Origin of the sequence: Inquilinus sp. 2KB_23 (genome assembly GCF_052115705.1) — a bacterium.
Taxonomy (GTDB): Bacteria; Pseudomonadota; Alphaproteobacteria; order DSM-16000; family Inquilinaceae; genus Inquilinus; species Inquilinus ginsengisoli_A.
In genome coordinates this window covers 1-24373 of the sequence record NZ_JBFRHF010000030.1, presented here as the reverse complement: position 1 = coordinate 24373, position 24373 = coordinate 1, and the positions used below count along the sequence as shown (strand labels likewise).

At 69.6% G+C, this 24373-nt stretch carries 20 protein-coding genes; 8 read left to right on the top strand and 12 right to left on the bottom strand.

Translation table 11 applies throughout. The features are described 5' to 3' along the window. Nucleotides 1-23: 23 nt before the first annotated feature. Nucleotides 24-1673: a chaperonin GroEL gene (gene groL, locus AB4112_RS29755; RefSeq protein WP_441724874.1), complete on the top strand. Its 1650-nt coding sequence runs from the start codon at nt 24-26 to the stop codon at nt 1671-1673. A gap of 72 nt (nt 1674-1745) precedes the next feature. On the opposite strand, the gene AB4112_RS29750 is transcribed toward groL, so the two are convergent. Together AB4112_RS29750 and rfbA are read right to left on the bottom strand one after the other, a co-directional pair. Next, on the bottom strand, nt 1746-2708 hold the full coding sequence (locus AB4112_RS29750; RefSeq protein WP_309796850.1) for a hypothetical protein: 963 nt from the start codon (nt 2706-2708) through the stop codon (nt 1746-1748). 6 nt (nt 2709-2714) lie between these two features. After that, entirely contained in the window at nt 2715-3611 is an 897-nt protein-coding gene (rfbA, locus tag AB4112_RS29745; RefSeq protein WP_309796848.1) for a glucose-1-phosphate thymidylyltransferase RfbA, read from the bottom strand. Nucleotides 3612-3775: 164 nt separating this feature from the next. Between rfbA and AB4112_RS29740 the strand changes: the two genes are divergently transcribed. The 4 genes from AB4112_RS29740 (at nt 3776) to AB4112_RS29725 (ending at nt 10974) form a co-directional block, all read left to right on the top strand. Continuing rightward, nucleotides 3776-5182, top strand: a complete 1407-nt coding sequence (locus AB4112_RS29740) for a rhamnan synthesis F family protein (RefSeq protein ID WP_309796846.1) — start codon at nt 3776-3778, stop codon at nt 5180-5182. After that, nucleotides 5182-6651 (top strand): glycosyltransferase family 2 protein, encoded by a 1470-nt coding sequence (locus tag AB4112_RS29735; protein WP_441724870.1) that lies wholly within the window; start codon nt 5182-5184, stop codon nt 6649-6651. The genes AB4112_RS29740 and AB4112_RS29735 overlap by 1 nt, the downstream gene beginning before the upstream one ends. Before the next feature lie 193 nt (nt 6652-6844). Next, a complete protein-coding gene (locus tag AB4112_RS29730; RefSeq protein ID WP_309796842.1) occupies nt 6845-7555 on the top strand; it encodes a class I SAM-dependent methyltransferase in 711 nt (236 codons plus the stop codon). Nucleotides 7556-7773: 218 nt separating this feature from the next. After that, entirely contained in the window at nt 7774-10974 is a 3201-nt protein-coding gene (locus AB4112_RS29725; protein ID WP_441724867.1) for a class I SAM-dependent methyltransferase, read from the top strand. A 20-nt stretch (nt 10975-10994) separates the two neighbouring features. Here the strand turns inward: AB4112_RS29725 and AB4112_RS29720 are convergent, their stop codons facing one another. The 3 genes from AB4112_RS29720 to AB4112_RS29710 form a co-directional block, all read right to left on the bottom strand. Beyond that, a complete protein-coding gene (locus AB4112_RS29720) occupies nt 10995-12266 on the bottom strand; it encodes a glycosyltransferase family 4 protein (protein WP_441724864.1) in 1272 nt (423 codons plus the stop codon). 74 nt (nt 12267-12340) lie between these two features. Then, nucleotides 12341-14161 (bottom strand): ABC transporter ATP-binding protein, encoded by a 1821-nt coding sequence (locus AB4112_RS29715; RefSeq protein WP_441724861.1) that lies wholly within the window; start codon nt 14159-14161, stop codon nt 12341-12343. A 221-nt stretch (nt 14162-14382) separates the two neighbouring features. Beyond that, on the bottom strand, nt 14383-14598 hold the full coding sequence (locus AB4112_RS29710) for a hypothetical protein (RefSeq protein ID WP_309796837.1): 216 nt from the start codon (nt 14596-14598) through the stop codon (nt 14383-14385). Between the two features lie 642 nt (nt 14599-15240). On the opposite strand from AB4112_RS29710, the gene AB4112_RS29705 reads away from it, so the two are divergent. Genes AB4112_RS29705 through AB4112_RS29695 form a run of 3 tightly spaced genes read left to right on the top strand, consistent with a single transcriptional unit; the run spans nt 15241 to nt 17739 of the window. Beyond that, entirely contained in the window at nt 15241-16299 is a 1059-nt protein-coding gene (locus AB4112_RS29705) for a methionine ABC transporter ATP-binding protein (RefSeq protein ID WP_441724858.1), read from the top strand. Continuing rightward, nucleotides 16268-16933: a methionine ABC transporter permease gene (locus tag AB4112_RS29700; RefSeq protein WP_309796832.1), complete on the top strand. Its 666-nt coding sequence runs from the start codon at nt 16268-16270 to the stop codon at nt 16931-16933. Before AB4112_RS29705 ends, AB4112_RS29700 begins: the two co-directional genes overlap by 32 nt. 26 nt (nt 16934-16959) lie before the next feature. Further along, nucleotides 16960-17739: a MetQ/NlpA family ABC transporter substrate-binding protein gene (locus tag AB4112_RS29695; protein WP_441724854.1), complete on the top strand. Its 780-nt coding sequence runs from the start codon at nt 16960-16962 to the stop codon at nt 17737-17739. Between the two features lie 20 nt (nt 17740-17759). Here the strand turns inward: AB4112_RS29695 and AB4112_RS29690 are convergent, their stop codons facing one another. From AB4112_RS29690 to AB4112_RS29660, 7 genes are all read right to left on the bottom strand, one after another. After that, nucleotides 17760-18206 carry a DoxX family protein gene (locus tag AB4112_RS29690; RefSeq protein WP_309796827.1) on the bottom strand — a complete coding sequence of 149 codons (447 nt, stop codon included), beginning with the start codon at nt 18204-18206 and terminating at the stop codon, nt 17760-17762. Nucleotides 18207-18302: 96 nt separating this feature from the next. Next, a complete protein-coding gene (locus tag AB4112_RS29685; protein ID WP_309796826.1) occupies nt 18303-19436 on the bottom strand; it encodes a helix-turn-helix transcriptional regulator in 1134 nt (377 codons plus the stop codon). A 94-nt stretch (nt 19437-19530) separates the two neighbouring features. Further along, nucleotides 19531-20901: an acetoin dehydrogenase dihydrolipoyllysine-residue acetyltransferase subunit gene (locus AB4112_RS29680; protein ID WP_441724849.1), complete on the bottom strand. Its 1371-nt coding sequence runs from the start codon at nt 20899-20901 to the stop codon at nt 19531-19533. Further along, nucleotides 20898-21884 carry an alpha-ketoacid dehydrogenase subunit beta gene (locus tag AB4112_RS29675; protein WP_441724845.1) on the bottom strand — a complete coding sequence of 329 codons (987 nt, stop codon included), beginning with the start codon at nt 21882-21884 and terminating at the stop codon, nt 20898-20900. The genes AB4112_RS29680 and AB4112_RS29675 overlap by 4 nt, the downstream gene beginning before the upstream one ends. Further along, complete coding sequence (locus tag AB4112_RS29670; protein ID WP_441724842.1) at nt 21881-22894, bottom strand: thiamine pyrophosphate-dependent dehydrogenase E1 component subunit alpha; 1014 nt, start codon at nt 22892-22894, stop codon at nt 21881-21883. The genes AB4112_RS29675 and AB4112_RS29670 overlap by 4 nt, the downstream gene beginning before the upstream one ends. Further along, nucleotides 22891-23778 (bottom strand): NAD(P)-dependent oxidoreductase, encoded by an 888-nt coding sequence (locus tag AB4112_RS29665; RefSeq protein WP_441724839.1) that lies wholly within the window; start codon nt 23776-23778, stop codon nt 22891-22893. The genes AB4112_RS29670 and AB4112_RS29665 overlap by 4 nt, the downstream gene beginning before the upstream one ends. A gap of 349 nt (nt 23779-24127) precedes the next feature. After that, on the bottom strand, nt 24128-24373 hold a 246-nt coding region (locus AB4112_RS29660; protein WP_441724836.1), incomplete at its 5' end, for a hypothetical protein.

The following is a 24373-nucleotide window of genomic DNA, read 5'->3' as shown; positions in this document are numbered from 1 at the left end:
TCCCCCTTTAAGGAGCCAACACCATGGCCGCCAAAGACGTCAAATTCAGCGCCGACGCGCGCGACCGCATGCTGCGCGGCGTCGACATCCTCGCCCGGGCCGTCAAGGTCACGCTCGGTCCCAAGGGCCGCAACGTGGTGCTCGACAAATCCTGGGGTTCGCCGCGCATCACCAAGGACGGTGTGACGGTGGCCAAGGAGATCGAGCTTTCCGACAAGTTCGAGAACATGGGCGCCCAGATGGTGCGCGAGGTCGCGACCAAGACCAACGACCTGGCCGGTGACGGCACCACCACCGCCATCGTCCTGGCCCACGCCATCGTCAAGGAAGGCGCCAAGGCGATCGGCGCCGGGCTGAACCCGATGGACGTGAAGCGCGGCATCGACCTGGCGGTCGCCGCCGTGGTCGAGGAGATCGGCAAGCGCGCCCAGAAGATCTCGACCAATGACGAGATCGCCCAGGTCGGCACCATCTCGGCCAATGGCGAGCGCGAGATCGGCCTGATGATCGCCAAGGCGATGAAGAAGGTCGGCAACGAGGGCGTGATCACGGTCGAGGAGGCCAAGAGCTTCGAGACCGAGCTCGAGATCGTCGAGGGCATGCAGTTCGACCGCGGCTACATCTCGCCCTACTTCGTCACCAACGCCGAGAAGATGATCGTCGAGCTGGAGAACCCCTACATCCTGCTGCACGAGAAGAAGCTGCCCAGCCTGCAGTCCTTCCTGCCGCTGCTCGAGGCGGTGGTCCAGGCCGGCCAGCCGCTGCTGATCATCGCCGAGGACGTCGACGGCGAGGCCCTGGCCACGCTGGTGGTCAACAAGCTGCGCGGCGGCCTGAAGGTCGCGGCGGTCAAGGCGCCGGGCTTCGGCGACCGCCGCAAGGCGATGCTCGAGGATCTCGCCATCCTCACTGGCGGCCAGGTCATCTCCGAGGATCTCGGCATCAAGCTCGAGAACGTCACCCTCGACATGCTCGGCCGGGCCAAGAAGGTCGTCATCACCAAGGAGGAGACCACGGTGGTCGACGGCGCCGGCGCCAAGAAGGACATCGAGGGCCGCACCAACCAGATCCGGGCGCAGATCGAGGAGACCACCTCGGACTATGACCGCGAGAAGCTGCAGGAGCGGCTGGCCAAGCTGGCCGGCGGCGTCGCCATCATCCGCGTCGGCGGCGGCAGCGAGATCGAGGTCAAGGAGCGCAAGGACCGCGTCGACGACGCGATGCATGCCACCCGCGCCGCGGTCGAGGAGGGCATCGTCGCCGGCGGCGGCGTCACTCTGCTCTACGCCAGCCGGGTGATCGACAAGCTGAAGCCGGAGAACACCGACCAGAAGGTCGGCATCGACATCGTCCGCCGCGCCCTGCAGGCGCCGGTGCGGCAGATCGTCGAGAATTCCGGCAGCGACGGCTCGGTGGTGGTGGGCAAGCTGCTCGACAGCAAGGACCACAACTGGGGTTACGACGCCCAGAAGGGCGAGTACACCGCCATGATCAAGGCGGGCATCCTCGACCCGGCCAAGGTGGTGCGGGTGGCGCTGCAGAACGCCGCCTCGATCGCCGGCCTCTTGATCACCACCGAGGCGATGGTGGCCGAGCGGCCGGACCCGGCCGGCGCGGCCGCCCCGGGCGGCGGTGGCGGCGGCATGGGCGGCATGGGCGGCATGGACTACTGACCCGAACGCGGCGGCCGGCCCCCGATCCCGGGGGCTGGCCGCTGCGACCTCGTGCCTATCCCCAGCCGGCCCTCAATCCTCGGGCCGGCTGGTCTGTTCCAGGGATACGATGTTGCGGTCCCGGCCGGCCAGCTGCTCGCGCCAGGGCGGGATCTCGTCCGGCAGGCGGCCATGGCGGGCCAGGACGGTGGCCGCCCAGGTTGTGTCGGCGATGGCGCAGCCCTGGGCCCGCAGCCGCGGCGACAGCATCTGCTCGTTGAGGATGGCGAGCGTCTTGCGCTCGAAGAAATCCAGCGTCTCCGCCGTCAGCGCGAAGCGGGAATGCCACTCCACCCCCTGGCCGGTGCCGTCGCCGACCAGCCAGCCGGTGATCGACCGCCGGTAGGAGTCCGAGATCGGCGCCTCTACCCGAAATGGCGCCACCGGGTCGCCGGAGAACAGCGCCGCGCGCCGCTCCGGCCCGACCGAGACCAGCGACCCCAGCCGCCGCAGCTCCGTCGGCGGCAGCATCACGAAGGACGAGCGCAGCCAGTGGCGCGACCGCTCGCCGAACAGCGTCACCGGCTCGGCATAGTAGTCGACATGGCCGCAGGCGATGCGGCGGCACGCGACCTCCGCCAGCAGCGCGTCGTCGAAGCGCTTGAGGTAGCCGGTGTAGAGCGTGTCGAAGGCCGAGGTGGCGAGGTGGACCAGGTCGTACCCGTCCAGCTCGGCCGCGGCGAAGCGCAGGCCGGCATCCCAGGCCGAGAACTCCCAGGCCGCGTTGTCGCCGCCGATCACCGTGACGCCGCCCGGCGCCGCGCCGACGTGGCCTTCGGGCAGCGCGTTGTCGATCACCACGGTGCGGCGGCGGGCGCCCGGCATGGCGCGGCGGAACAGGCGGTCGAGCGCCGGCAGCGCCTCGGGGTACTTCTCGGTGCCGTGCCGGGCCAGCAGCGTCAGCACCCGCGGGCCGGAGGCGGGGCGCAGCCGGCGGAGGGCCGCGACGCCGACCCGCCGCGCCAACCCGCGGATGCCACGGCGTGCCGACGCCATGCCTGACTACCGGTCGAGGCGACCGTGCGGGCCGCCCTCGCCCTCCGCCACCCGCAGCAGGTACTGGCCGTAGCCGCTCTTCTCGAAGCGCTTGGCCTGGACCACCAGCTCGTCGCGGCCGATGAAGCCCTCGAGATACGCGATCTCCTCCGGGCAGGCGACGCGGAGTCCCTGGCGCCGCTCCAGCGTCTGGACGTAGCCGGAGGCCTCGAGCAGGCTGTCATGGGTGCCCATGTCGAACCAGGCGAAGCCGCGGCCCATCTTCTGGACATGCAGGGCGCCGCGTTCGAGATAGGCGCGGTTGACGTCGGTGATCTCCAGCTCGCCGCGCGCGGACGGCTTCATGTTGGCGGCGATCTCGACCACATCGGCATCGTAGAAATAGAGGCCGGTGACGGCCCAGTTGGACGCCGGCTGGCGCGGCTTCTCCTCGATCGCGGCGGCGCGGCCGTCGGCGCCGAAGCTGACCACGCCGTAGCGCTCGGGGTCGGTGACGTAATAGGCGAAGACGGTGGCGCCCGACGGCTCGGCCGCGGCGGCGTGCAGCAGCTCCGGCAGGCCGTGGCCATGGTAGATGTTATCGCCCAGGATCAGGGCGGAGGGCCCGCCGGCGACGAAATCCGCGCCGATGACATAGGCCTGGGCCAGCCCGTCCGGGCTGGGCTGCACCGCATACTCGAAGGCCATGCCCCATTGCGACCCGTCGCCCAGCAGCCGCTGGAACTGCGGCATGTCGTGCGGCGTCGAGATGATCAGCACCTCGCGGATGCCGGCCAGCATCAGCACGCTGAGCGGGTAGTAGATCATCGGCTTGTCATAGACCGGCATCAGCTGCTTGGACGTGGCCAGGGTCAGCGGATGCAGCCGGGTGCCGCTGCCGCCGGCGAGGATGATGCCTTTCAAGGATGGACCTCCGGTGCGGTTGGGCAGATCGGGCGAGCGCGTGGACTCGCCGAGTCCACTGCGATATAGCAGGGCGCCCCGCAATCAGAAAGAGCGGCCCTGATGGTTTTCGACGCCGGGACGGATGCCGGCCTGCCCTCCGGGATGCCGACCGGCCGGCACCGATGAGACTGCGCCGCCGAAGCCTGCCCGAGCGCCTGCGCCGGTCGGTCCGCAAGCGCTGGCGGCGGCTGAGAGGCCTGCCGGCACTGCCGACCAAGGCGTCGCCGCCGCTGCGGCAGGCCGATCCCCGGATGCCCGGCGCGGCGACCGCGTGGCTCGACATTGTCCGGCCCTATGCCCCGGCGGAGCCGCCGCGCGAGGTGGCGTTGTTCGTCACCCATTCGCGCAACGGCCGTACCCTGCGCCGCCATGTCGGGCACTATGTGCGGGCGCTGCAGGCGGAAGGGGTCGCGGTCGTCCTCATCGTCGCCGCGGACACGCCTGACATCGCCGTGCCCGAGGATCTCGCGCGGTCGCTGGCCGGGCTCTACATCAGGCAGAATCTCGGCTTCGACTTCGCCGCCTGGGCCCATGTGATGCAGCGGGAGCTGGCGGTGTTCCGGTCGGACGCGCTGTACCTCGTCAACGACAGCCTGTACGGGCCGTTCAACGCGGTGGATTTCGGCGCCCTCATGGCCCGCATCCGGGCTGCCGGCAGCGACATCGTCGGCCTGACCGAGAGCCACGATAAGGGCTGGCATCTGCAGAGCTTCTTCCTGTGCCTGAAGCGGTCGGCCTTCTCCCATCCCGATTTCCATCACTTCTGGCAGGATGTCCGCGCCTATCCGGACAAGCAGGACGTCATCGACCTGTACGAGGTGGCCTTCTGCGGCCGGATGCGCGACGCCGGCCTGGCCTGCGCCGCCCTGTTCGAGAACCCGACCCGCGACAACCAGACGGCCTTCGCCTGGCGCGAGCTGATCGACCGCGGCTTCCCCTTCATCAAATCCGCGGTGCTGAGCGGCGCCTTGCCGCCGGCTGTGGTGCGGGAGGGATGGGAGGCGGCGCTGGCCGCGCGCGGCTACGACATCGGCCTGGTCGATGAGGCGCCCGCCGGCGACCCGCCGCCGGCGTCCGGCCTCACCCGCACCCGGCGCCGCCGCGCCTTGGCGGAGCGGCTGCGAGCCGACCCGGCGCCTCTGCGACTGGCCTATATCGGGCCCTGGACCCATGCCGGGGCCGCGGGCGAGGCCGGCCGAGACATCGTCGCGGCGCTGTTCCACACCGGGCACGAGATCAACCTGCATCCGCTGGAGCGTGACATCGGCGCGGACCGGCGCCTGTCGCCAGCCTGGGACGTCCGCAGTTTCGACGGCGCCCCGGATGCGGTGCTGATCCAGCTGGAGTCGGCCACTCTCGACGAGGAGCAGCAGGCCCTGTGCGAAAGCGCGACGATCCGGATCGGCTTGTGGGACACGATGCCCGCGCAGGTCCCGGTCGTGACGGTCGATGCGGTGTGGCCGCCCCGGCTGGGATCGGGCGAGGCGATCTCGGCACGGCTGCGCGACCTGTTGGCCGGCCAACCGTGATGCCCCTGCCCCGCCGGCGCCAGACGCCGTCCCTCGCCGCCTTCAGCCACCTGATCCCGGTGCCACTCGACCCGGCCCTGCAGCCGATCGACCCGGGCGTGCTGGTCGGCCGGACCTTCGGCGACGATACTTGGCTGTTTGTGGCGCCCGCCCGGGCCCGGCTGAACCGGGACGCCTTCTCTCATCTCGATGCCACGGCGCTGCGCGCCCGATCGGATGCCGGCATCGTCTACGCCGATAGCGGGCGGATCCGGGGCCGCGACCTAGTGGGGCTGGACTGCAAGCCACAGCTCAACCCCAGCCTGCTCCTGGCCCGAGACTACATCGGCCTGCCGCTGCTGATCCGCGGCTCCGTCTTCACCCGCCTCGGCGGCCTGCGCGCCGAGCACGGGCCGGCCGCCTGGTACGATCTCTGCCTGCGGGCGCTGCGCGCCGGCATCGGCTTCGACCGCATCGCCGCCACCCTAATCGGCCTGCCGCAGCAGCTGGCGCCGCCTGATGCCGCAGCCCGGGAAGCGGTGCTGCAACGGTACGTCCATGAGGACGGCGGCCGGTTCGAGATCCGCCCCGGCCTGGTACCCGGCGCGTTCCAACTGCGCCGGAACTTCGATAGCCACCCGACCGTCACCCTCGTCATCCCGACCCGGCAGAGCGGCCCGCCGGGCGGACCGCCCTACATCGTCGGGCTGCTGCAGAGCATCGAGGCCAGCAGCTGGCCGCTGGACCGCATCCGTATCCTGATCGGCGACGATCGGGCGGAGGATGGGATCTACCAGCAATCCCGCACCCGGCTGGACATCCGGCGCATCGTCACGGCGCGCATAGCAGGCGAGCCGTTCAGCTACGCCCGGAAGATGAACCGGCTGTGGCGGGAAGCGGAGACTGAGCTCCTCGTGCTGCTCAACGACGACATGACCATCCAGTCGCCGGACTGGCTCGAAGCGTTGTTCACCTTCGCATTGGAGGAGGATGTCGGAGGCGTCGGCGCCCGGCTTCTATTTCCCGACCGCCGCATCCAGCATGCCGGCATGGTCGGCGGCCTCTACGGCGGCTGCGGCCATCCCTGGTTCGGCCAGCCGGTCGGCCAGCCGAGCTACGGGGACTGGGCCGATGTTCACCGCGACTGGTGCGCCGTAACCGGCGCCACCTTCGCCACCCGCAGATCCGTGCTCGAACGCGCCGACGGATTCGACGAGCGCTTCAGCCTGGAATTCAACGACATCGACCTGTGCCTGCGCCTGAAGACCCTGGGCTACCGGATCGTCTACACGCCACATGCCGAGCTGATCCACTACGAGAAATCGTCGCGGGGAGAGACGCCGCGCCCCGGCGACGAAGTCGCGTTGTTTCTCCGCCGCTGGGGCGATTTCCTGGCCGATGACCCGATGTACAATCCCCAGTTGGTCCGCTACGCCGAGGTCCAGCCACGGGCCGAGAGCTATGAGGCGGCATGGATGAAATGGGCATGACCGGCCCGATCCGCGGGGCTTCCGGATCTTGGCAGTGCTTTGCCAAGCCCGGCCGAACCAGGAGCGTGTGCGACTTGTCGCCTTGGCCAACGGTCCGCTACTCCGCGCCAAGACACTAGGCCATCTGCAGAAATTTCCGTATAGCTCATCCTCGCCATTCCCAGAGACACAGCGAAAGACGATTGGCACACCGATGAAGGACATTTCGGAGACCATCGAGTTTTTCACGCCGGAGCTCGGTTTCGACGTATCGCCCTACATCGCGACCGACCAGATCCAGGGCATCCATCACGTCGGCCGCTACCAGTGGGCGACATTGGCGCTCGCCGAAAAGCAGCCCGCCAGCGTGCTGGACGTCGCGTGCGGAGCCGGCTATGGCAGCTATATGCTGGCGCGGGCGTCGCCTGGGAGCAGAGTTTGCGGGGTCGATTACGACGAGCGCGCGGTGGCTCACGCGAAAACCCTCTATGACGCTCCGAACCTGACCTATGCGACCGGCGACATGACCACCTGGAGGAGCGGTGGGGCACCGATGCCGAAACCCGACGTCATCGTGTCGTTCGATACGATCGAGCATCTGTCGCATCGCGAAATCGCCCTGATGCGCATGGCCGACAATCTCACCGACGATGGCTGGCTAATCCTGTCCACGCCCTGCGGCCATGACGAAACCCGGTTGTTTCCGGACTGGGAGCACCACAAGATCGAGTATAGCCATTTCGATCTGTTCGCGCTCCTGTCGAGGTTCTTCCACCAGGTCGTCCAGCAGCATGAGGCAGGTTTTCCCGCCGCGGACTTCTGGCCGACCAGGATAAATGTAGGCCGGGAGCTGTATGCGAACCGGATGAATCCGGTGGTCTGCAAAGCCCCCATCCGGCCGCCCGCCTATCGAAACGCTCCGTGACGGGGACCAAAGAGGGGCGCCCTGCCGTCAGCCCGCCTTTGTCGAAGCTTCCGAAACCCAGGACCAGTTCAGCCGTCGAGGAAAAGTTGATCTTGGTGTCAGAGTCCGTTCGCTGCCTAACCCCCACCTCCTTCATCGGGCCCCGTCATCTGAGTCCGTCGGCATGGCTGGAGCATGCGCCGTTCGCATTCTGGCTGATCGAGGCGATCCGTCCGCGCGTGGTCGTCGAGCTGGGCACCCACACCGGCTTCTCCTATCTCTGCTTCTGCCAGGCTGTGCAGCAGTTCGGCATCCCCGCGCGCTGCTATGCGGTAGACACCTGGGTCGGCGACGATCACGCGGGGTTCTATGGCGAAGGGGTCTTCGGCGCCCTCAGCGCCATCAACAGCGAGACCTATACCGGCTTCTCGAACCTGCTGCGCATGCGCTTCGACGAGGCCCTGCCCTACTTCTCGGACGGCGAGGTCGACCTGCTGCACATCGATGGCCGGCACGGCTACGAGGATGTGAGACGAGACTTCGAGACCTGGCTGCCGAAGCTGTCGGATCGCGCCGTGGTCCTGTTCCACGACACCAATGTCCGCGAGCGGGAGTTCGGGGTCTGGAGGCTGTGGCAGGAGATCTCCGGCAGCCATCCGTCGTTTGAATTCGTGCATGGCCACGGCCTCGGCGTCCTGGCCGTCGGTCGCGATATGCCGGACGGCATCCGCCCGTTGTTCGACAGCAACGATGCCGAGACCCGGGCCGGCGTGCAGGTCGCGTATGCCCGGCTGGGCGCGGCCGTCACCCAGCAGCATCGCGCACAGGCGCTGCGGTCCGAGCTGACGGACCGCCAGGCCGATCTGGCCCAGGCGCGCGAGCACCTGGCGACGCGCGAGTCCGAGGCCGATCGGCTCCGCGGCGACGTGTCGGCGCGCGAGGGCGAGCTTGACCGGCTCCGCCAGGAGGCGGCCGCACGCGCCTCGGAGGCTGCCGCACGGCTCGCAGAGATGGATCTTAAGAAGACCGCATTGGAGCAGCAGAAGGTTGCACTGGAGCAGCAACAGAAGGTTGCGCTGGAGCAGCAGAAGGTTGCACTGGAGCAGCAGAAGGCGGCATTGGAGCAGCAGCAACGGCTCCTCGCATCGGTCGAGGCCCGGAACCGGCACCTGGACACGAGCCTCTCCGAGCTGGCCCAGGCGAACGCCCGGCTGCGGTCCGCGGTCGAGAAGCAGACGGAGGTCCTTGCCCGGAAACGCCGGAGGCGGCTCGGCCGGACCGTATCGAAGAAGATTGCGCGGCCGGTTCGCAACGCCATGCGCTCGACGCGCCGCAAGATCAACGTCTTCGCCCATTTCCGCCGCTGGCGCCGGCGGGCGAGGCAGCAGCGCGTTCTGGAGCCGCAGACCGTTAGCATGATGGCGATGGCACTGCCGGTCGCGGCACGACGGACCGAACCCGTCCCGACCCGCTCCCTGGCCGTGGACGTGATCGTCTGCGTCCACAATGCACCGGACGACACGCGGCGATGCCTCGACTCCGTGATCGCCCATACGCTGCCGCCCTATCGTATCATCATCGTCGACGACGGCAGCGGCGATGCGGCGCGGGAGCTGGTGACGCGTTTCGCGCAGCAGCACGGCGCGACCCTGATCCGGCACGATCAGGCGCAGGGCTATACCTTCGCGGCGAATGTCGGGCTGCGCGCCTCGACCGCCCCCTGGGTGGTCCTCCTGAACAGCGACACGATCGTGACCGAAGGCTGGATCGACCGCATGGTTGCGACTGCCGAACGGGATCCGCGGATCGGGCTGGTGGGTCCGCTGTCAAACACTGCGTCCTGGCAGTCCGTGCCGCATGTCGCGAAGAACGGCGATTGGCACGACAATCCGCTGCCCGACGACGTCGACGTCGACAAGATGGGGCAGCTCGTGGCCCAAGCCTCCGTCCAACAGGGAATGCCAATCCCATTCCTGAACGGCTTCTGCCTGGCCGTTCGCCGGGCCACCCTCGACGACGTCGGGCTGTTCGATGAGGAGAACTTCGGCCAGGGCTACGGCGAGGAGAATGATTTCTGCATTCGCGCCCGAAATCGCGGATGGAAGCTGATCGTGGCCGACGACAGCTATGTTTTTCACGCCCAGTCCAAGAGCTATTCTTCGGAAAGGCGGCTGGCGCTTGCCAAACGCGCCGACGATACTCTGAAGCGCAAGCATGATCTGGAAAGGGACGTCCACGTCCCGGTGCTGTTCTGCCGCGACGGCCTGGGCCTGGCGGGGGTCCGCGCCCGCGTCGAGGCGGCCATGCTCCGGGACAGGCTCGCGAAGCAAGGCCGCGAGTTGTGGCACGGTCGTAGGGTTGGCATCATCCTGCCCACCGCCGAGGCCGGGGGTGGATCCAATGTCGTCCTGCAGGAAGCGCGCGCCTTGTGGCGCATGGGCGTCGACGTCTCGATCATCAATTTCGCCCGGCACCGTCCCGTCTTCGAGGCCTCCTATCCAACTCTGGAACTGCCCTGCGTCTATGCTCAGGACGAGGCGGAACTGCGCCATATTCTGGCCAGCCGCGAGCCCGGCTTCGATGTGTTGATCGCCACGCTGTACGCATCGGTGTTCTGGCTGCCCGAACCCGATCCAGACGTCGTGCTGGCATACTACTCCCAGGATTTCGAGCCCTGGTTCTTCGAAAAGGGCTCGGCCGGCTACCAGCAGGCCCTGGCATCCTACACCGCTCGCCGGGATGTCCGGATCTTCACGAAGACGGGATGGAACGCAGACCGGATCGAAGCCATTGGCTGCCCACGACCCCGGACCATCGGCCCGAGCGTGGATCTCGACCTTTACAGGCCGGCGCCCTCGATGAACCCACATCACGCAGATCCGGTCCGGATCTGCGCGATGGTCCGGCCCTCATCGCCACGCCGGTCCCCGGAGTTGACGCTCGACATCCTGCGCCGGCTTCGTAGCGAATTCGGCACCGCCGTCGAGATCACGACCTTTGGAGACGACAGGATCGCGCCCGACACGGCGGTGATCGGGGATATCCGTCAGCTCGGCGCCATCAGCCCGGGCCGCGTGGCGACGATCATGGAGGAATCGGACATTTTCCTCGACTTTTCGGTCTGGCAGGCCATGGGGCTGACCGCCCTGGAAGCCATGGCCAGCGGCTGTGCTGTCATCGGCCCCATCGAAGGGGGCGCCGGAGAGTTTCTGCGCCACGAGGAAACCGGGCTGCTGGTGGACACCCGGGATGCCAAGGCTTGCTACGCGGCCGCGGCCCGGCTGGTCACTGATCGCGATTTGCAGATCCGGCTACGCCTCGCCGCCGTCACGGAGGCCGCGAAGCACACCCCAGAGGCAGCGGCGTTCCGCATGATGTCCGTCTTCTTCGAAGGAACCCTCGAAACCAGCGCCCTCGCGGACATGGCCTCCACGGGCTGAGAGGCCCGGCGGCAGCCGGGCTATCCGCGGCCCTTGCTGGCGCCCGACGCCAGCGCGACGATCCCGCCGGCGACATCCCCCCACCGCCGCAGACTAGCGGCGCGGATGTGATCCTCCCGCCCCCGCACATGATCCGGCTCCGCGATCGCCCGCCCGATCACCCGCCGCATGTCCTCCAGATCATAGGGATCGACATACTCCGCTAGGTCGCCCCCGACCTGGGGCATCGATGATGTCTTCGATGCGATGCAGTGCTTGCCGAACCACAGGCTCTCACCGATCGGCAGTCCCCAGCCCTCGTACAGGCTGGGAAACACGGTGAAGCGGCAGTTGCGGTACAGGAACGCCAGTTCGGCATCCGAGGGCGCCTCGGCCAGCGCGGCGTAGCCGCCGAGATTGCCGGTGGCGCGCAGCAGGTCGAACACGTCCTCGGTCTGCCAGCCACGCTGCCCCGCCAGCACCAGCCGCGGCAGCCCGACCCCGAGATCCTGCCGCAGCTGGGCCCAGACCTTGCACAAGGCCAGCGTGTTCTTGCGCACCTCGATGGTGCCCACGCACAGGACGAAAGGGTGCTCGGCCAGGGCGCGGACGGCATGGCCGATCGGCACCCCGTCGTCGCCGACATCGCCCATGAACTCATGCGCCAGCGGCACCACGCGGGTCGGGATTTCGCCGCCCGCCGCCGGCATCACCATTCGCAGGTCCGCCTCGGTCTGGTCGGAGACGCAGAGGAACCCCGAGACGTAGCCGGGCGTACGCTCCAGGAACCTGCGGAACTCGACGTCGTGCCCTGGCTTCGACAGCCATGGTTTCAGCAGCGGGATGACGTCGTGAATCATCTGGAAGATGGCGGTGCCGGCCTTTTTCCGCCCTGCGAGATAGGCGATGTAGGGTTCATTGCGGAAATTGGGTGCCAGCAGAAGAATGCGATCCTCCGGCCGCAACGACGGTTCGGCGAGGTGCGGGCCGGAGCCGCCATCGCCCAGCGCCCGCCAGCGCAGCCGATCGATCCTGGTGCCGATTCGGCGCCGCAGCCCCTGCTTTCGCCCCTCGGCGTCGTCGGGCACGGCCATGTCGCGCAGGAACGCATCCCGATGCGCCTCGAACCGGTAGTCAGGACCCAGGAAGGACAGGTCGATCTCGACCACCCGGCGCAGCTTCGGATGCCAGGCGATGCCGCGGATCGCCGCCGGCCCATGCGTCGCCACCAGATGGCCGACGACGCGGAGCACGACACGCTGGATGCCGGTCACGGTCGCATGCTTGCGCGCATGCGCCAGGATGGTGGTCATGTCGCAGAAGATGCGGGGCGCGGCGGCCCCTCCAGGCCCAACCACTCAGTCCGACCCGCGGCAAAGCAGCAGGCTCATCCTGCCACCGCAACCGGCAGCGGCGCCTCGGCCTCCGACGGCTCGTCCTCGGCGGTCTGCATCAGCCACAGCCGGGCGTAGAGGCCCCCGCGCTGCAGCAGTTCGGCATGGCTGCCGACTTCGGTGATCTCACCCTGATCCATGACATAGATCAGGTCGGCGCTGCGCACGGTCGACAGACGGTGTGCGATCATCAGCGTGGTCCGCCCCACCATCAGCCGGGTCAGCGCATCCTGCACCAAGCGCTCGCTCTCGGTGTCCAGCGCCGAGGTCGCCTCGTCCAGCAGCAGGATCGGCGCGTTCTTCAGCATCGCCCGGGCGATCGACAGGCGCTGCCGCTGGCCGCCGGAGAGGCGAACGCCGTGCTCGCCGATCTGGGTGTCGTAGCCCTGCGGCAGGCTGGCGATGAAGTCGTGCGCCGCGGCGCCGCGGGCCGCCGCCTCGATCTCCTCCTGGCTCGCGCCGGGCCGGGCATAGGCGATGTTGTCGCGCACCGAGGCGTCGAACAGCGTGGTCTCCTGGCTGACCAGACCGATCTGCTCGCGCAGCGAATGCTGGGTGACGTCGCGGATGTCGTGGCCCTCCACCCGCACCGCACCGCTGGTCGGGTCGTAGAAGCGCGGGATCAGGTTCAGGAGCGTCGACTTGCCGGCGCCGGACGGCCCGACCAGCGCCACAGTCCGGCCGGCCGGAATCTCGATCGAGACGCCGCGCAGCGCCGGGATCGAGGGCCCGTAGGAGAAATGCACGTCCTCCAGCGCGATCGCGCCGGTGGCCTTCTCGATCACCGCGGCGCCGGGCCGGTCGACGATGCCGGGCCGCTTGTCGATCATGGCGAAGATGCCCTCCGCCGCCGTGATGCCCTGCTGGATCGAGCCCCAGGTGTTCACGATCCGCTTCAGCGGGTCGTAGGTCAGCATCAGAGCGAGGACGAAGGCGAAGAACGAGCCGGTGGTGCGGTTCCCGGCGATGACCTGCCCGCCGCCATAGTAGATCACCGCGCCGATGGCGACACCCGACAGCACCTCCATGAACGGAGCGTTGTAGGATTTGATCTTGGTCATCCGCTGCATCATGCGCGACACCGACCACACGATCTTCTCGGTGGCGCTGATCGTCCGCTGCTCGGCGTTGTAGGCCTTGACGTGGCGGATGCCCTGGAACACCTGGGTGAGGTAGCTGGTCATCTCGCCCATGCCGAACTGCGATTTGCGCGTCACCTTGCGCAGATCGCGGCCGACCTTGATCAGGGGATAGACCGACAGCGGGAAGGTGACGGAGGCGATCAGAGCCAGCTTCCAGTCCTGGTAGAACATCGCGGCCACCAGCCCGACCAGCGTCATCGCGTCGCGGCCGATCGCCGCCGCGCTGGTCGAGACCGCGCCGAGCACAGCCTGGACGTTGAAGGTGAACTGGCTGACCAGATGGCCGGAGGCGGTGGCGTGGAAGCTGGCCAGGTCGTCCCAGATCTTCGCTCGGAACATACGCATCTGCAGGTCGCCGACGATGCGCCGGCCGATGCTGTTCATCACCACGGTGAAGCCGTAGGTCGCGCCGCCGCGCACGAAGAAGACGGCGATCACCAGAAGCGAGATCGGCACCAACAGGTCCGTCCGCCGGTCGGTGAAGATGCCGTCCAGGATGTGCTGGCTGACGAACGGGATGGCCGAACTCGCCGCCGCGGTTGCGAACAGGCAGGCGAAGGCGATCACGAAGCGCCAGAAATGGCCCTTCATGTGCTCGGTCAGCAGCCGCTTCGTGATCTGCCAGTCGGTCAGCTGCCCGGGGGCGCGTGGCGCGCGTGGTAACTTGCTCATGGGGTGCTCATATAGCGCCCCGCGGCCGATCCGCCAAATGACAGTCGCGACAAGGGGCAGGAAATTGGCCCGGATGCCCGGTCACGGCAGCTCTGGCCGGAAACACGACGGGGTGCGCCGACCTTGCCGCCGGGCCGGATCGTCCGGCCGCGGCAGGGCGCGCACCCCGCGAATGGCTGCCGGCCGCCGCCGGACGGGCGAGGCCGGTGGGTCACATGGCCTCAGCGGCTATAGGTACCGCGGGCGATGGAGTCGAAATCGGCCGGGCCGATGCCGAGCTCTTCCATCTCGCGCCGGTCGAGCTTCAGCAGCTCGTTGTGGATCCGCGTGTATTCGCGGTGCTCGGCGATGCGATGGGCCACGGCCTGGCGGACACGACCGAACAGGGTGGTCGGGCGGGCGGCGGCGGGGGCGAAATCCAAAACGTCGATATGCATGCTTACCTCATTGCCGGCCAGTGCCGGCTCCTTCCAGAGTCTTCGTACCCATCCAATGTAGGATGTTTGGGTCGGAACAGGATCAGCGTTTTTGCAGTGCAGCAATGGTAAGCCCGCATGTCATGACTTTGCCACGCTTCCGCCCGGGCGAGCGCGCGCTGCCTCTAGGTCAGATGGTTGCCGATCGAAAGGTCTGCGCGCCTATGGCTTTCTTGGGGCCGAGAGGCCGAATTCGGCCAGCCAATTCATCCGATATTGTGTTGTGAAATTCTGAGATCCACACAGCGCATGCCGCGATTCATTGACGCGCCCGCTGCGGCGTTCTATCTAAACGGCAACGGAATGATCCCCCGCAACGGATCCGCGGCGATTTGATGGGAAGCAGCTTGCGCCCGCGACACCAACCGCTAAAGCGCCACGATGCAGGTCGTGGTTCCCTCGGATCGCGAGGCGAGGACACGACGATGACCAGGACGGTTCCCCACAGCCCTTTTGCGCCCCGGCCGCTTTCGACGGCAGCCGCGATGCGGATGCGCTGTCGCCGCGCCTGATCCCGGGGCCCCGCCCCTCGTCCTGCGGCCCCTGCCCTGCGCCGGCCGGCCGCTCCCCGATCCCGACCGCTCCCACCATCCGGCATCCCTCATGATCCGCCTCGACTCCGTCTCCAAGACCTTCAACCGCGCGGGCCAGGCCCAGGTCGCGGCGCTGGCCGATGTCTCGCTCACGGTCGAGCGCGGCGAGATCTTCGGCGTGATCGGCCCCAGCGGCGCCGGCAAGTCGACCCTGATCCGCCTGATCAACCTGCTGGAGCGCCCGACCACGGGCACCGTCACGGTCGACGGCACCGACCTGACCGCCCTGCCGGAATCCGCCCTGCGGGCGGAGCGGCGGAAGATCGGCATGATCTTCCAGCATTTCGCGCTGCTGTCGTCGCGCACCGTGTTCGGCAATGTCGCGCTGCCGCTGGAGCTGGCCGGGCTGGACCGTCGCACCATCGCCACCCGGGTCGACCGGCTGCTGGAGCTGGTCGGGCTGACCGACAAGCGCGACCGTTACCCGGCCGAGCTGTCGGGCGGCCAGAAGCAGCGCGTCGGCATCGCCCGTGCCCTGGCCAGCGAGCCCAACGTCCTGCTGTGCGACGAGGCGACCTCGGCGCTCGACCCCGAGACCACGGCCTCGATCCTGCAGCTCCTGGCCAAGATCAACCGCGAGCTGGGCCTGACCATCGTGCTGATCACCCATGAGATGGCGGTGATCAAGGCGATCTGCCATCGCGTCGCGGTGCTGGAGCAGGGCCGCGTGATCGAGCAGGCCCGGGTGTTCGACCTGTTCACCCGGCCGCAGACCGCCACCTCCCGTGCCTTCGTCGCCAGCGTCACCGGCGCCGAGCTGCCGGGCGACCTGGCGGCCAAGCTGTCCGAGGCGCCGCTGGCCGGCGGCGAGACCGTGCTGCGGCTTGTCTTCGCCGGATCGCAGGCCGGCACCACCGCGATCGGCCAGCTGGCCCGCCGCCTGGGCGTCGACGCGGCGCTGCTGCACGGCCGGGTCGACAGCGTGCAGGGCGCACCGTTCGGCACTCTGATCGTCTCGATCCCCGGCGGGCCGGAGACGGCGCGGCCGGCGATCGATCTCCTCACCTCCCTCAAGCTTTCCGTCGAGGTCCTGGGCCATGTCCCCGCAACTCTTCGCGCTGTTGGCTGACGCCGCCTGGGCGACGCTGTACATGGTCGCGGTCGCCGCCGCGATCGGCACCCTGCTGGGCGGGCCGATCGGGGTGTGGCTGGCGACCAGCGGCAAGGGCGAGCTGTTCGCGGCCCCTGCCGCCAACCGCATCGTCGGCCTGGTGGTCAACGCCACCCGCTCCACCCCCTTCATCATCCTGGTGGTGGCGATCATCCCCTTCACCCGACTGGTGGCCGGCACCTCGATCGGCACCACCGCCGCGATCGTGCCGCTGACCATCGCCTGCGTGCCCTTCATCGCCCGGATCATCGAGGCGTCGGTGCGCGAGGTCGACCAGAGCCTGGTCGAGGCGGCCAAGGCGATGGGCGCCTCGCCACTGCAGATCGTGCGCAAGGTGCTGGTGCCCGAGGCGATGCCGGCGATCGTGCTGGGCCTGACCCTGACCGTGGTCAGCCTGATCGGCTATTCCGCCATGGTCGGCGCGGTCGGCGGCGGCGGCCTGGGCGATCTGGGCATCCGCTACGGCTATCAGCGCTTCATGCCGGAGATGATGGCCGCGGTGGTCATCGTCCTGATCCTGTTCGTGCAGGCGGTGCAGATGGCTGGCGACCGGCTGGCCCGCCGCGTCAACAAGCGCCAGCGCGCCGGCTGAACTTTTTCCATCCGAGGGGGATACTGATGAGCCTGAAGACCATTCTGGCCGCGGCGGCGCTTGCCCTGCTGGCGCAATCGGCGGCAGCCGAGACCGTGAAGATCGGCGTCACGCCGGGCCCGCATGCCGAGATCCTGGAGCAGGTGAAGCCGATCGCGCATGCCAAAGGCCTCGACATCGAGATCGTCGAGTTCACGGACTACGTCGTGCCGAATGCGGCGCTGGACACCGGCGAGCTCGACGCCAACTCGTTCCAGCATGAGCCGTACCTCGTGAACGAGATCGAGAAGCGCGGCTACAAGATCAGCAAGGTGGCCAACACCGTCACCTTCCCGATCGGCATCTATTCCAAGAAGATCAAGGCGATCCGCGAGCTGCGCGACGGCGCCGTGGTCGGCATCCCCAACGACCCGACCAATGGCGGCCGCGTGCTGCTGCTGCTGCAGAGCGCCGGGCTGATCAAGCTGGCCGACGGCACCGGGCTGAAGCCGACCGTGGCCGACATCACCGACAACCCGAAGACGCTGCAGATCGTGGAGCTGGATGCGGCGCAGCTGCCGCGGTCACTCGACGACACCGACATCTCGGCGATCAACACCAACTACGCGGTCGAGGCCGGGCTGGACCCGGCGAAGGATGCGGTGCTGCGCGAGGCCGCCGACGGTCCTTACGTCAACATCATCGCGGTGCAGACGGCGCGCAAGGACGAGCCCTGGGTCAAGATCCTGGTCGACAGCTATCACAGCGATGCGGTGAAGCAGTTCCTGGCCACCCGCTTCAAGGGCGCGGTGGTCGCCGGCTGGTAGGCCGGAGGTGGGGCGGACGGTCAGTCCTGCGGGACGTTGTCGAGCGAGTGGCGGCCGCCGCCGGCCCCGGCGATGAAGAGCAGCGCGCCGAACAGCGCGACGTTGCTCATGAACACGACGAAGTCGAACTCGAACCGGTCCGGCGGCGAGTTCCAGAAGCCGTGGAAGATCACGGTGGCGACGACGGTGAAGCCCGCCAGCACCAGCGCCGCCAGCCGGGTGTGCCAGCCGAGCAATAGGAAGGCACCGGCGACGATCTGCAGCGCCGCGGCGCCGCCCAGCAGCAGTTCCGGCATCGGCAGGTCCTTGGCGGTCATCATCGCCATCGTCGCCGCCCAGTCGGGGATCTTGAACAGGCCGGAGGCGAAGAAGACCATCGCCAGGCAAAGCCGGCCGAACAGCTGGATCAGGTCGAGCCCGGAATTCCGCTCGATTGTGGTGTGCGCGTCCATGGTGGTCGAGGACATGAAAAAGGTTCGCTTGTGCAGTGACTATGGGTGGAATCTAACACCACCATTGTGGCCGCGCCGTGTCGGCGATCACAGGATCCCGCCAAGCCCTGCCTAGCCCTCCGGCTTCGTCCGCCGCAGCAGCCGGCTTTCCCCGGCCAGGTCCGCCAGCAGCCGGATCAGGGCGCCCTGGCGGCGCGTGCCGGTCTTGTCGAACACGAAGCGCAGCTGGGTGCGCAGCGTCTCGCGGCTGAGCCGGTGCTGCGCCGCGATCTCGGTCAGCGACAGGCCGTCATGCAGCGCCAGGGCCAAGCGCGCCTCGGCCGGGCTGAGGCCGAACAGTGCCGGCAGCAGGCGCAGCAGGTCGCCCTGCCCTTGCCCGAGCGGCGTCAGGAACAGGGCGGCCGCCGCCCGCACCGATCCCATGGCGGGAGGCCGGCGCACCGGCAGGCGGCAGCCGCGGGCGATCAGCGCCGCCGGGCCGGCCGCGCCGAGCAGCCGGGTCAGCGCGGCATCGGGCGCGGGGTCGAGCACGGCCGCGATCAGGCCGCGCAGCGCCGTCGCCTCGGCCGGATCATCGGAGTCCAGCCGATGGCCGCGCAGGCGCAGCCGGCCGCTCTCGAACAGCTGCTCCGCCGCGGCGTTGCTGTGCACCACCCGGCCATCCGCGGTCAGCAGGATCAGCGCCTGGCCCAGCCGGTCGAGCACATCCTCGGCCTGGCCGGCGCGGCCCGACAGGCCGTCGAAGCGCTGATGCAGCGCCAGCACCCGCCGGACATGCGGCACCAGCAGGTCGAGCCGGCGCAGCTCCACCGCGTTGAACGGACCAGCCCGGCGGGCCCGATGCACGCCGATGCCGGCCAGCCCGCCGAAGCCGGGCTCGATCGCGCCCATGGTCCAGCGATAGCCGTGCTCGTCGAGGAACGCGCCGAAGGGCTGGCGGTCGAACCAGCCGGGATCGACCACGACATGGCAGGCCTGGGCGGTCGGCGGCAGGCGGCGCCAGGCCGGCAGGCGCGGGTCCTCCAGCGCGTACTCCTTGAGGTAGCGGTCATGGGCCTCCGCGTCGTAGCCGACCGTGGCGGCGAGGCCCGGCGCCGGCGCGCCCTGGTTCAGCACCAGGACCTGCGCCGCCTCGCCACCGGTCCAGCTGCAGATCTCGTTCAGCGCCGGAATCCAGGCGTCCGGATCGTTCCCAGCGTCATAGATACGGCCGATCAGATCGCTCAGTCTTTCGAGATCCCCCAAGGCGGGCCTCCGTGACGGCAGCGTCGAATGGCATTTTATTCAAACCGGCCAGGACGGCGACAGGGGGCCCCGCCCCCCTGATTGCTGCGACAGATCAGCCCGTTGCCGCGATTTCCGCGACCAGGCGGTTGACCTCGGCCGCGGCCTCGATCGGCAGCATGTGGCCCTGGCCGGGGAAGAGGTGCAGCGCCACGGTGCCCGGCAGGCCCCAGCCGTGATGGGCCGGCAGGATGACATCGTTCATCCCCCACAACACCTTGACGGGCATGGTGAGTTCCCCCAGCCGGTCGCGCAGCACCAGGCGCTGGGCGCCGGCGGTGAAGCACTGGTCGGCCAGTCGGCGCAGCGTCTGCCGCGTGCCGGGGCTGCGCATCACCGTCAGCACCAGTTCGCCCAGCGCCGGGGTGATCAGCGCCGGATCGGCATAGAGCGGGCGCAGCGTCGCCGCCAGCGCCTCCGGGTCGTCGGCGGTCAGCAGCCGGTCGATGAAGCCCGTGTTGACCTGGGCGCCCAGGCTGCCGGGCGCGATCAGGGTCAGCGACGCCGCGCGGTCCGGCCGGGCCAGCGCCGCCTGCAGCACCACCGCGCCGCCCATGGAGTGGCCGACCAGATGCGCCCGGCCGACGCCCACGGCATCGAGAAAGGCCAGCAGCGCCTCGGCCAGGCCGGGCACGCCGCCCGGGCCGAGATCCTTGGACGACCCGCCATGGCCGGGCAGGTCGAGCGCATAGACCGGGCGCCGGGCCGACAGCGGCCCCTGGTTGGCGGCCCAGGTCAGGAGTTCGCCGGCGAAGCCATGGACCATCACGATCGGCGTGGCCTCGGCCGCGCCCATGCGGCGGTAGCGGATCGACCGGCCGTCGGCCAGGGCGACCTGCTGGGTGCGGACCCCGGCGGCCAGCGTCGCCGGATGCGCGGCCGGGGCCGGCGGTGCGGCCGTGGCGGCGCGGACATCGTCGGTGGTGACGCGGCCATGCGGCCCGGTGCCGGCGAGGCCGGCCAGGGCGACGCCGCCGCGATCCGCCAGCCGGCGCGCGGCGGGCGAGGCGCGGACGGAGGCACCTTCTGTTGTCCCCCCTCCCCCTGCGGGAGGGGGTAGGGGGAGGGGGTTGGTGCCGGAAGGACCGGCGTCGGGCTCAGCAGAGCCGGCTCCCTCCGATCGGGAACCCCCTCCCCCTAGCCCCCTCCCGCGAGGGGAGGGGGGACTCAATGCCACCGCCCCGGCCGTCCCATCCTCCACCCGGGCGATCGGCGCCCCCACCGGCAGTCGGGTGCCGGCCTCGACCAGGATCTCCAGCAGGGTGCCGTCGGACAGCGCCGGCACCTCGACCACGGTCTTGTCGGTCTCGACCTCCAGCAGCACCTCGCCGCGGCGGTAACGGTCGCCGGGCTGCTTCAGCCAGGCCACGACCACGCCCTCCTCCATGGTCTCGCCGAGCCGCGGCAGGGTCAGCAGCGCGCTCATCGCCGCAGCAGCCGGCGGGCGGCGGCGACCACGCCGGCGGCCTGCGGGATCGCCGCCTGCTCCAGCCCCGGCGCCACCGGGATCGGCACGTCCTCGCCGGCCAGGCGCAGGATCGGCTCCTCCAGGAAGTCGAACGCGCCTTCCTGCAGCCGGGCCGACAGCTCGGCCGAGACGCCGCCGGTCAGCGCATCCTCGGTCAGCACGATGGCCCGGCCGGTGCGGCGCAGCGAGGCGGTCATGGTCTCGTGGTCGAGCGGGTTCAGGGTGCGCAGGTCGATCACCTCCGCCTCGATGCCGTGGGCCGCCAGCGTCTCCGCCGCCTCCAGCGCGGTGAACACCATGCGCGAATAGGTGACGATGGTCAGGTCGCGGCCCGGCCGCCGCACCGCCGCCTTGCCCCAGGGCAGCGCCTCGTCCGGCGTGAAGGGCATGGCCTTGGTGTAGAGGCCTTTGTGCTCGATGAATACCACCGGGTCGGGCGATTTGAGCGCCTGGCGCAGCAGGACATAGGCGTCGGTCGCGGTCGCCGGCATCGCCAGGCGCAGCCCCGGCACGTGCAGGATCCAGGCCTCCAGGCTCTGGCTGTGCTGGGCGGCGGCGGACCGACCGGTGCCGCCCTGGGTGCGCAGCACCATCGGCACGCCGATCTGACCGCCGAACATCGAGCGGATCTTGGCCGCCTGGTTGGCGACCTGGTCCATCGCCAGGCCGATGAAGTCGACATACATCAGCTCGGCCACCGGGCGCAGGCCGGTCATGGCCGCGCCGATCGCGGCACCGACGATGATGGCCTCGGAGATCGGGGCGTCGCGCACCCGCTCGGCCCCGAACTCCTGCAGCAGGCCCTTGGTGACACCATAGGCGCCGCCGTAGCGGCCAACCTCCTCGCCCAGCACGATCACGGCCGGGTCCTCGGCCATCGCCTCGCGCAGGGCCAGGCGCAGCGCGTCGCGGTAGGTGATCTCGGCGGGATGCGCGGTCATGGCCCGAACACCCGGTCCAGCATGGCGGCCACCGGCTCCGGCGCCGGGGTCGCGGGGTCGTAGACATCCTCGAACAGCGCGGCGGCCTCCGGCGCCGGCGCGGCGATGGCGGTGTCCAGCGCCGCGTCCATCTCATCCGCCGCGGCGTCGCGGATCGCCTCCAGCTCGGCTTCGGTCGCCAGGCCGGCGGCGATCAGGCGGGCATGCTGGTGGGCGACCGGGTCGCGCTGGCGCCCCGCCGCCTCCTCCGCCGCGTCGCGATAGGGGCTCTTGTCCATCCGGGCGTGGCCGTGGAAGCGGTAGCAGTCGATGGTGAGGAAGGCCGGCCGGCCTTCCCGCGCGCCGTCCAGCAGGCCGCGGGCGACATCCAGCACCGCCTCGACATCGGTGCCGTCGGCCTGCGCCGCGGCGAGGCCGAAGCTGCGGGCGCGGCCGGAGAAGTCGAGCGAGGCCGAGGCCTGGTCGATGCGGGTGCCCATGCCGTACTGGTTGTTGATGCAGACGAAGGCGACCGGCAGCGACCACAGCGCCGCCAGGTTCATGCTTTCGTACAGGATGCCCTGCTGCAGCGCGCCGTCGCCGAAGAAGGCGACCGCGACCTGGCCCTGCCCCTGGGCCCGATACGACAGGCCGGCGCCGACGACATGGGCGATGCCGCCGCCGACGATGGCGTTGGCGCCGAGATGGCCGACGCCGCGGTCGGCGATGTGCATCGACCCGCCCTTGCCGCGGCAATAGCCGGTGGCCTTGCCCGCGATCTCCGCCATCATCCGGTCGGGCTCGCCGCCGCGGGCCAGGAAGATGCCGTGGCCGCGGTGGTGAGTGGTGAAGCTGTCGCCGTCGCGCATCGCCGCGGCGACGCCGACCGCCGCCCCCTCCTCCCCGATCGAGAGGTGCAGCATCGACCCGGCGGTGCCGCCGCGCACGAACAGCTCGCCCACCCGCTCCTCGAACAGGCGGATGCGGACCAGCCGGCGGTAGAGGTCGAGACCGGCGGTGTTGCTGGTCATTCCTTGATTCCCGCCAGGGCGAACTGGACCTTGTGCACGGCATTGGCCTGCAGCTCGCCATAGCCGGCGGCCAGGGCGGCGCGGTACAGCTCCGCGGTCACGGCGGTGCCCAGCATCGGCACGCCGCTGGCCTTGCCGAGGTCGAGCATCAGCCCGATGTCCTTGGCCATGTTCTTGAGGTGGAAGGCAGGCTCGAAGTCGTTGGCCAGGGTCTTGCGGGCGGCGCCGCGGATGACGCTGGAGGACCCGCCGAAGCGGTCCAGCACCTCGATCACGCCTTCCGCCGCCAGGCCGTTCTTGCGGGCCAGGGCCAAGCCTTCGCCCAACGCCGCGGTCTGGGCGGCCGACAGCAGGTTGCCGATCAGCTTCATCACCGCCCCGGCGCCGTTGGGGCCGAGATGGAAGGCGCCGCCGGAGATCGCCTCCAGGATCGGCCGCACCGAGTCCAGCACCGCCGCCTCGCCGCCGACGATGAAGCCGATGGTGCCGTCCCAGGCCTGGGCCTTGCTGCCATAGACCGGGGCGTCGAGATAGGCGTGGCCGGCCTCCGCGGCAGCCGTGGCCAGGGCGCGCGACACCGCGGGGTCGGTGGTGGTGCTGTCGACGATCACCGCACCCTTGGCGGCATGGGCGAAGGCGCCGTCGGGGCCCAGCAGCAGGGCGCGCTGGGCATCGGGCCCGGTGACGCAGAGCATGATCCGGTCGCGGCCCGACACGGCCTCGGCCACCGAGGCGGCGGCGTGGTAGCCGGCATGGCCGGTGACCTCCTCCGGCAGGTCTACGGCGCTGCGGTTCCAGGCGTGGACGCTGTGTCCCGCCTTCAGCAGGTTGCGGACCATGCCCCGGCCCATCAGCCCGAGCCCGAGATATGCGATGTCGGCCATGGGTTCCGCCCTCCCGTCATGACGCGGCGCGGCCGGGGTCCGGTCGCGCCGTTTCACACATCCTACAAAGGCTGGGCCGGGATGCCAGCGGCATCCGCTGCGGGGGATGGCGACATAGCGCGCGGGAGACCGCGAGCCTCTTCCCTCGGGAGAACGGGAGTGCGTCACCTCTCCCGCCTGGCGGGAGAGGCCGGGCTCGCGCAGCGAGACCGGGTGAGGGCTGGTCCCGGCCTCGACAAAACCCCCTCACCCGGAGGCGCAAACGCCTCCGACCTCTCCCTGAACGGGAGAGGCAATGCGATCAGCAGGCTTCGACGACAGTTCGGGAGTGGCGCGGCCCATCGCCCGCTCAGCTGCTGTCCGGCGCCGCCAGCTTGGACGGCGCCCAGCCTTCCCCGGACTCCTCCGGCAGCTCGGCCCAGCCCTCCCCGGTCCCGGAGCCCACGGCGACCGCACCCGTGCCCTCCCCGGCCAAGCCGGCATCATCGCCGGTGCCATCATCCCGGCCCTGCGGCAGCGGGACCGAAGCCGGCGGCCGGCCGATCCTGCGGCAGACCTCGCGCACGAACTCCTCGGGCGACAGGGTGTCGAGCTG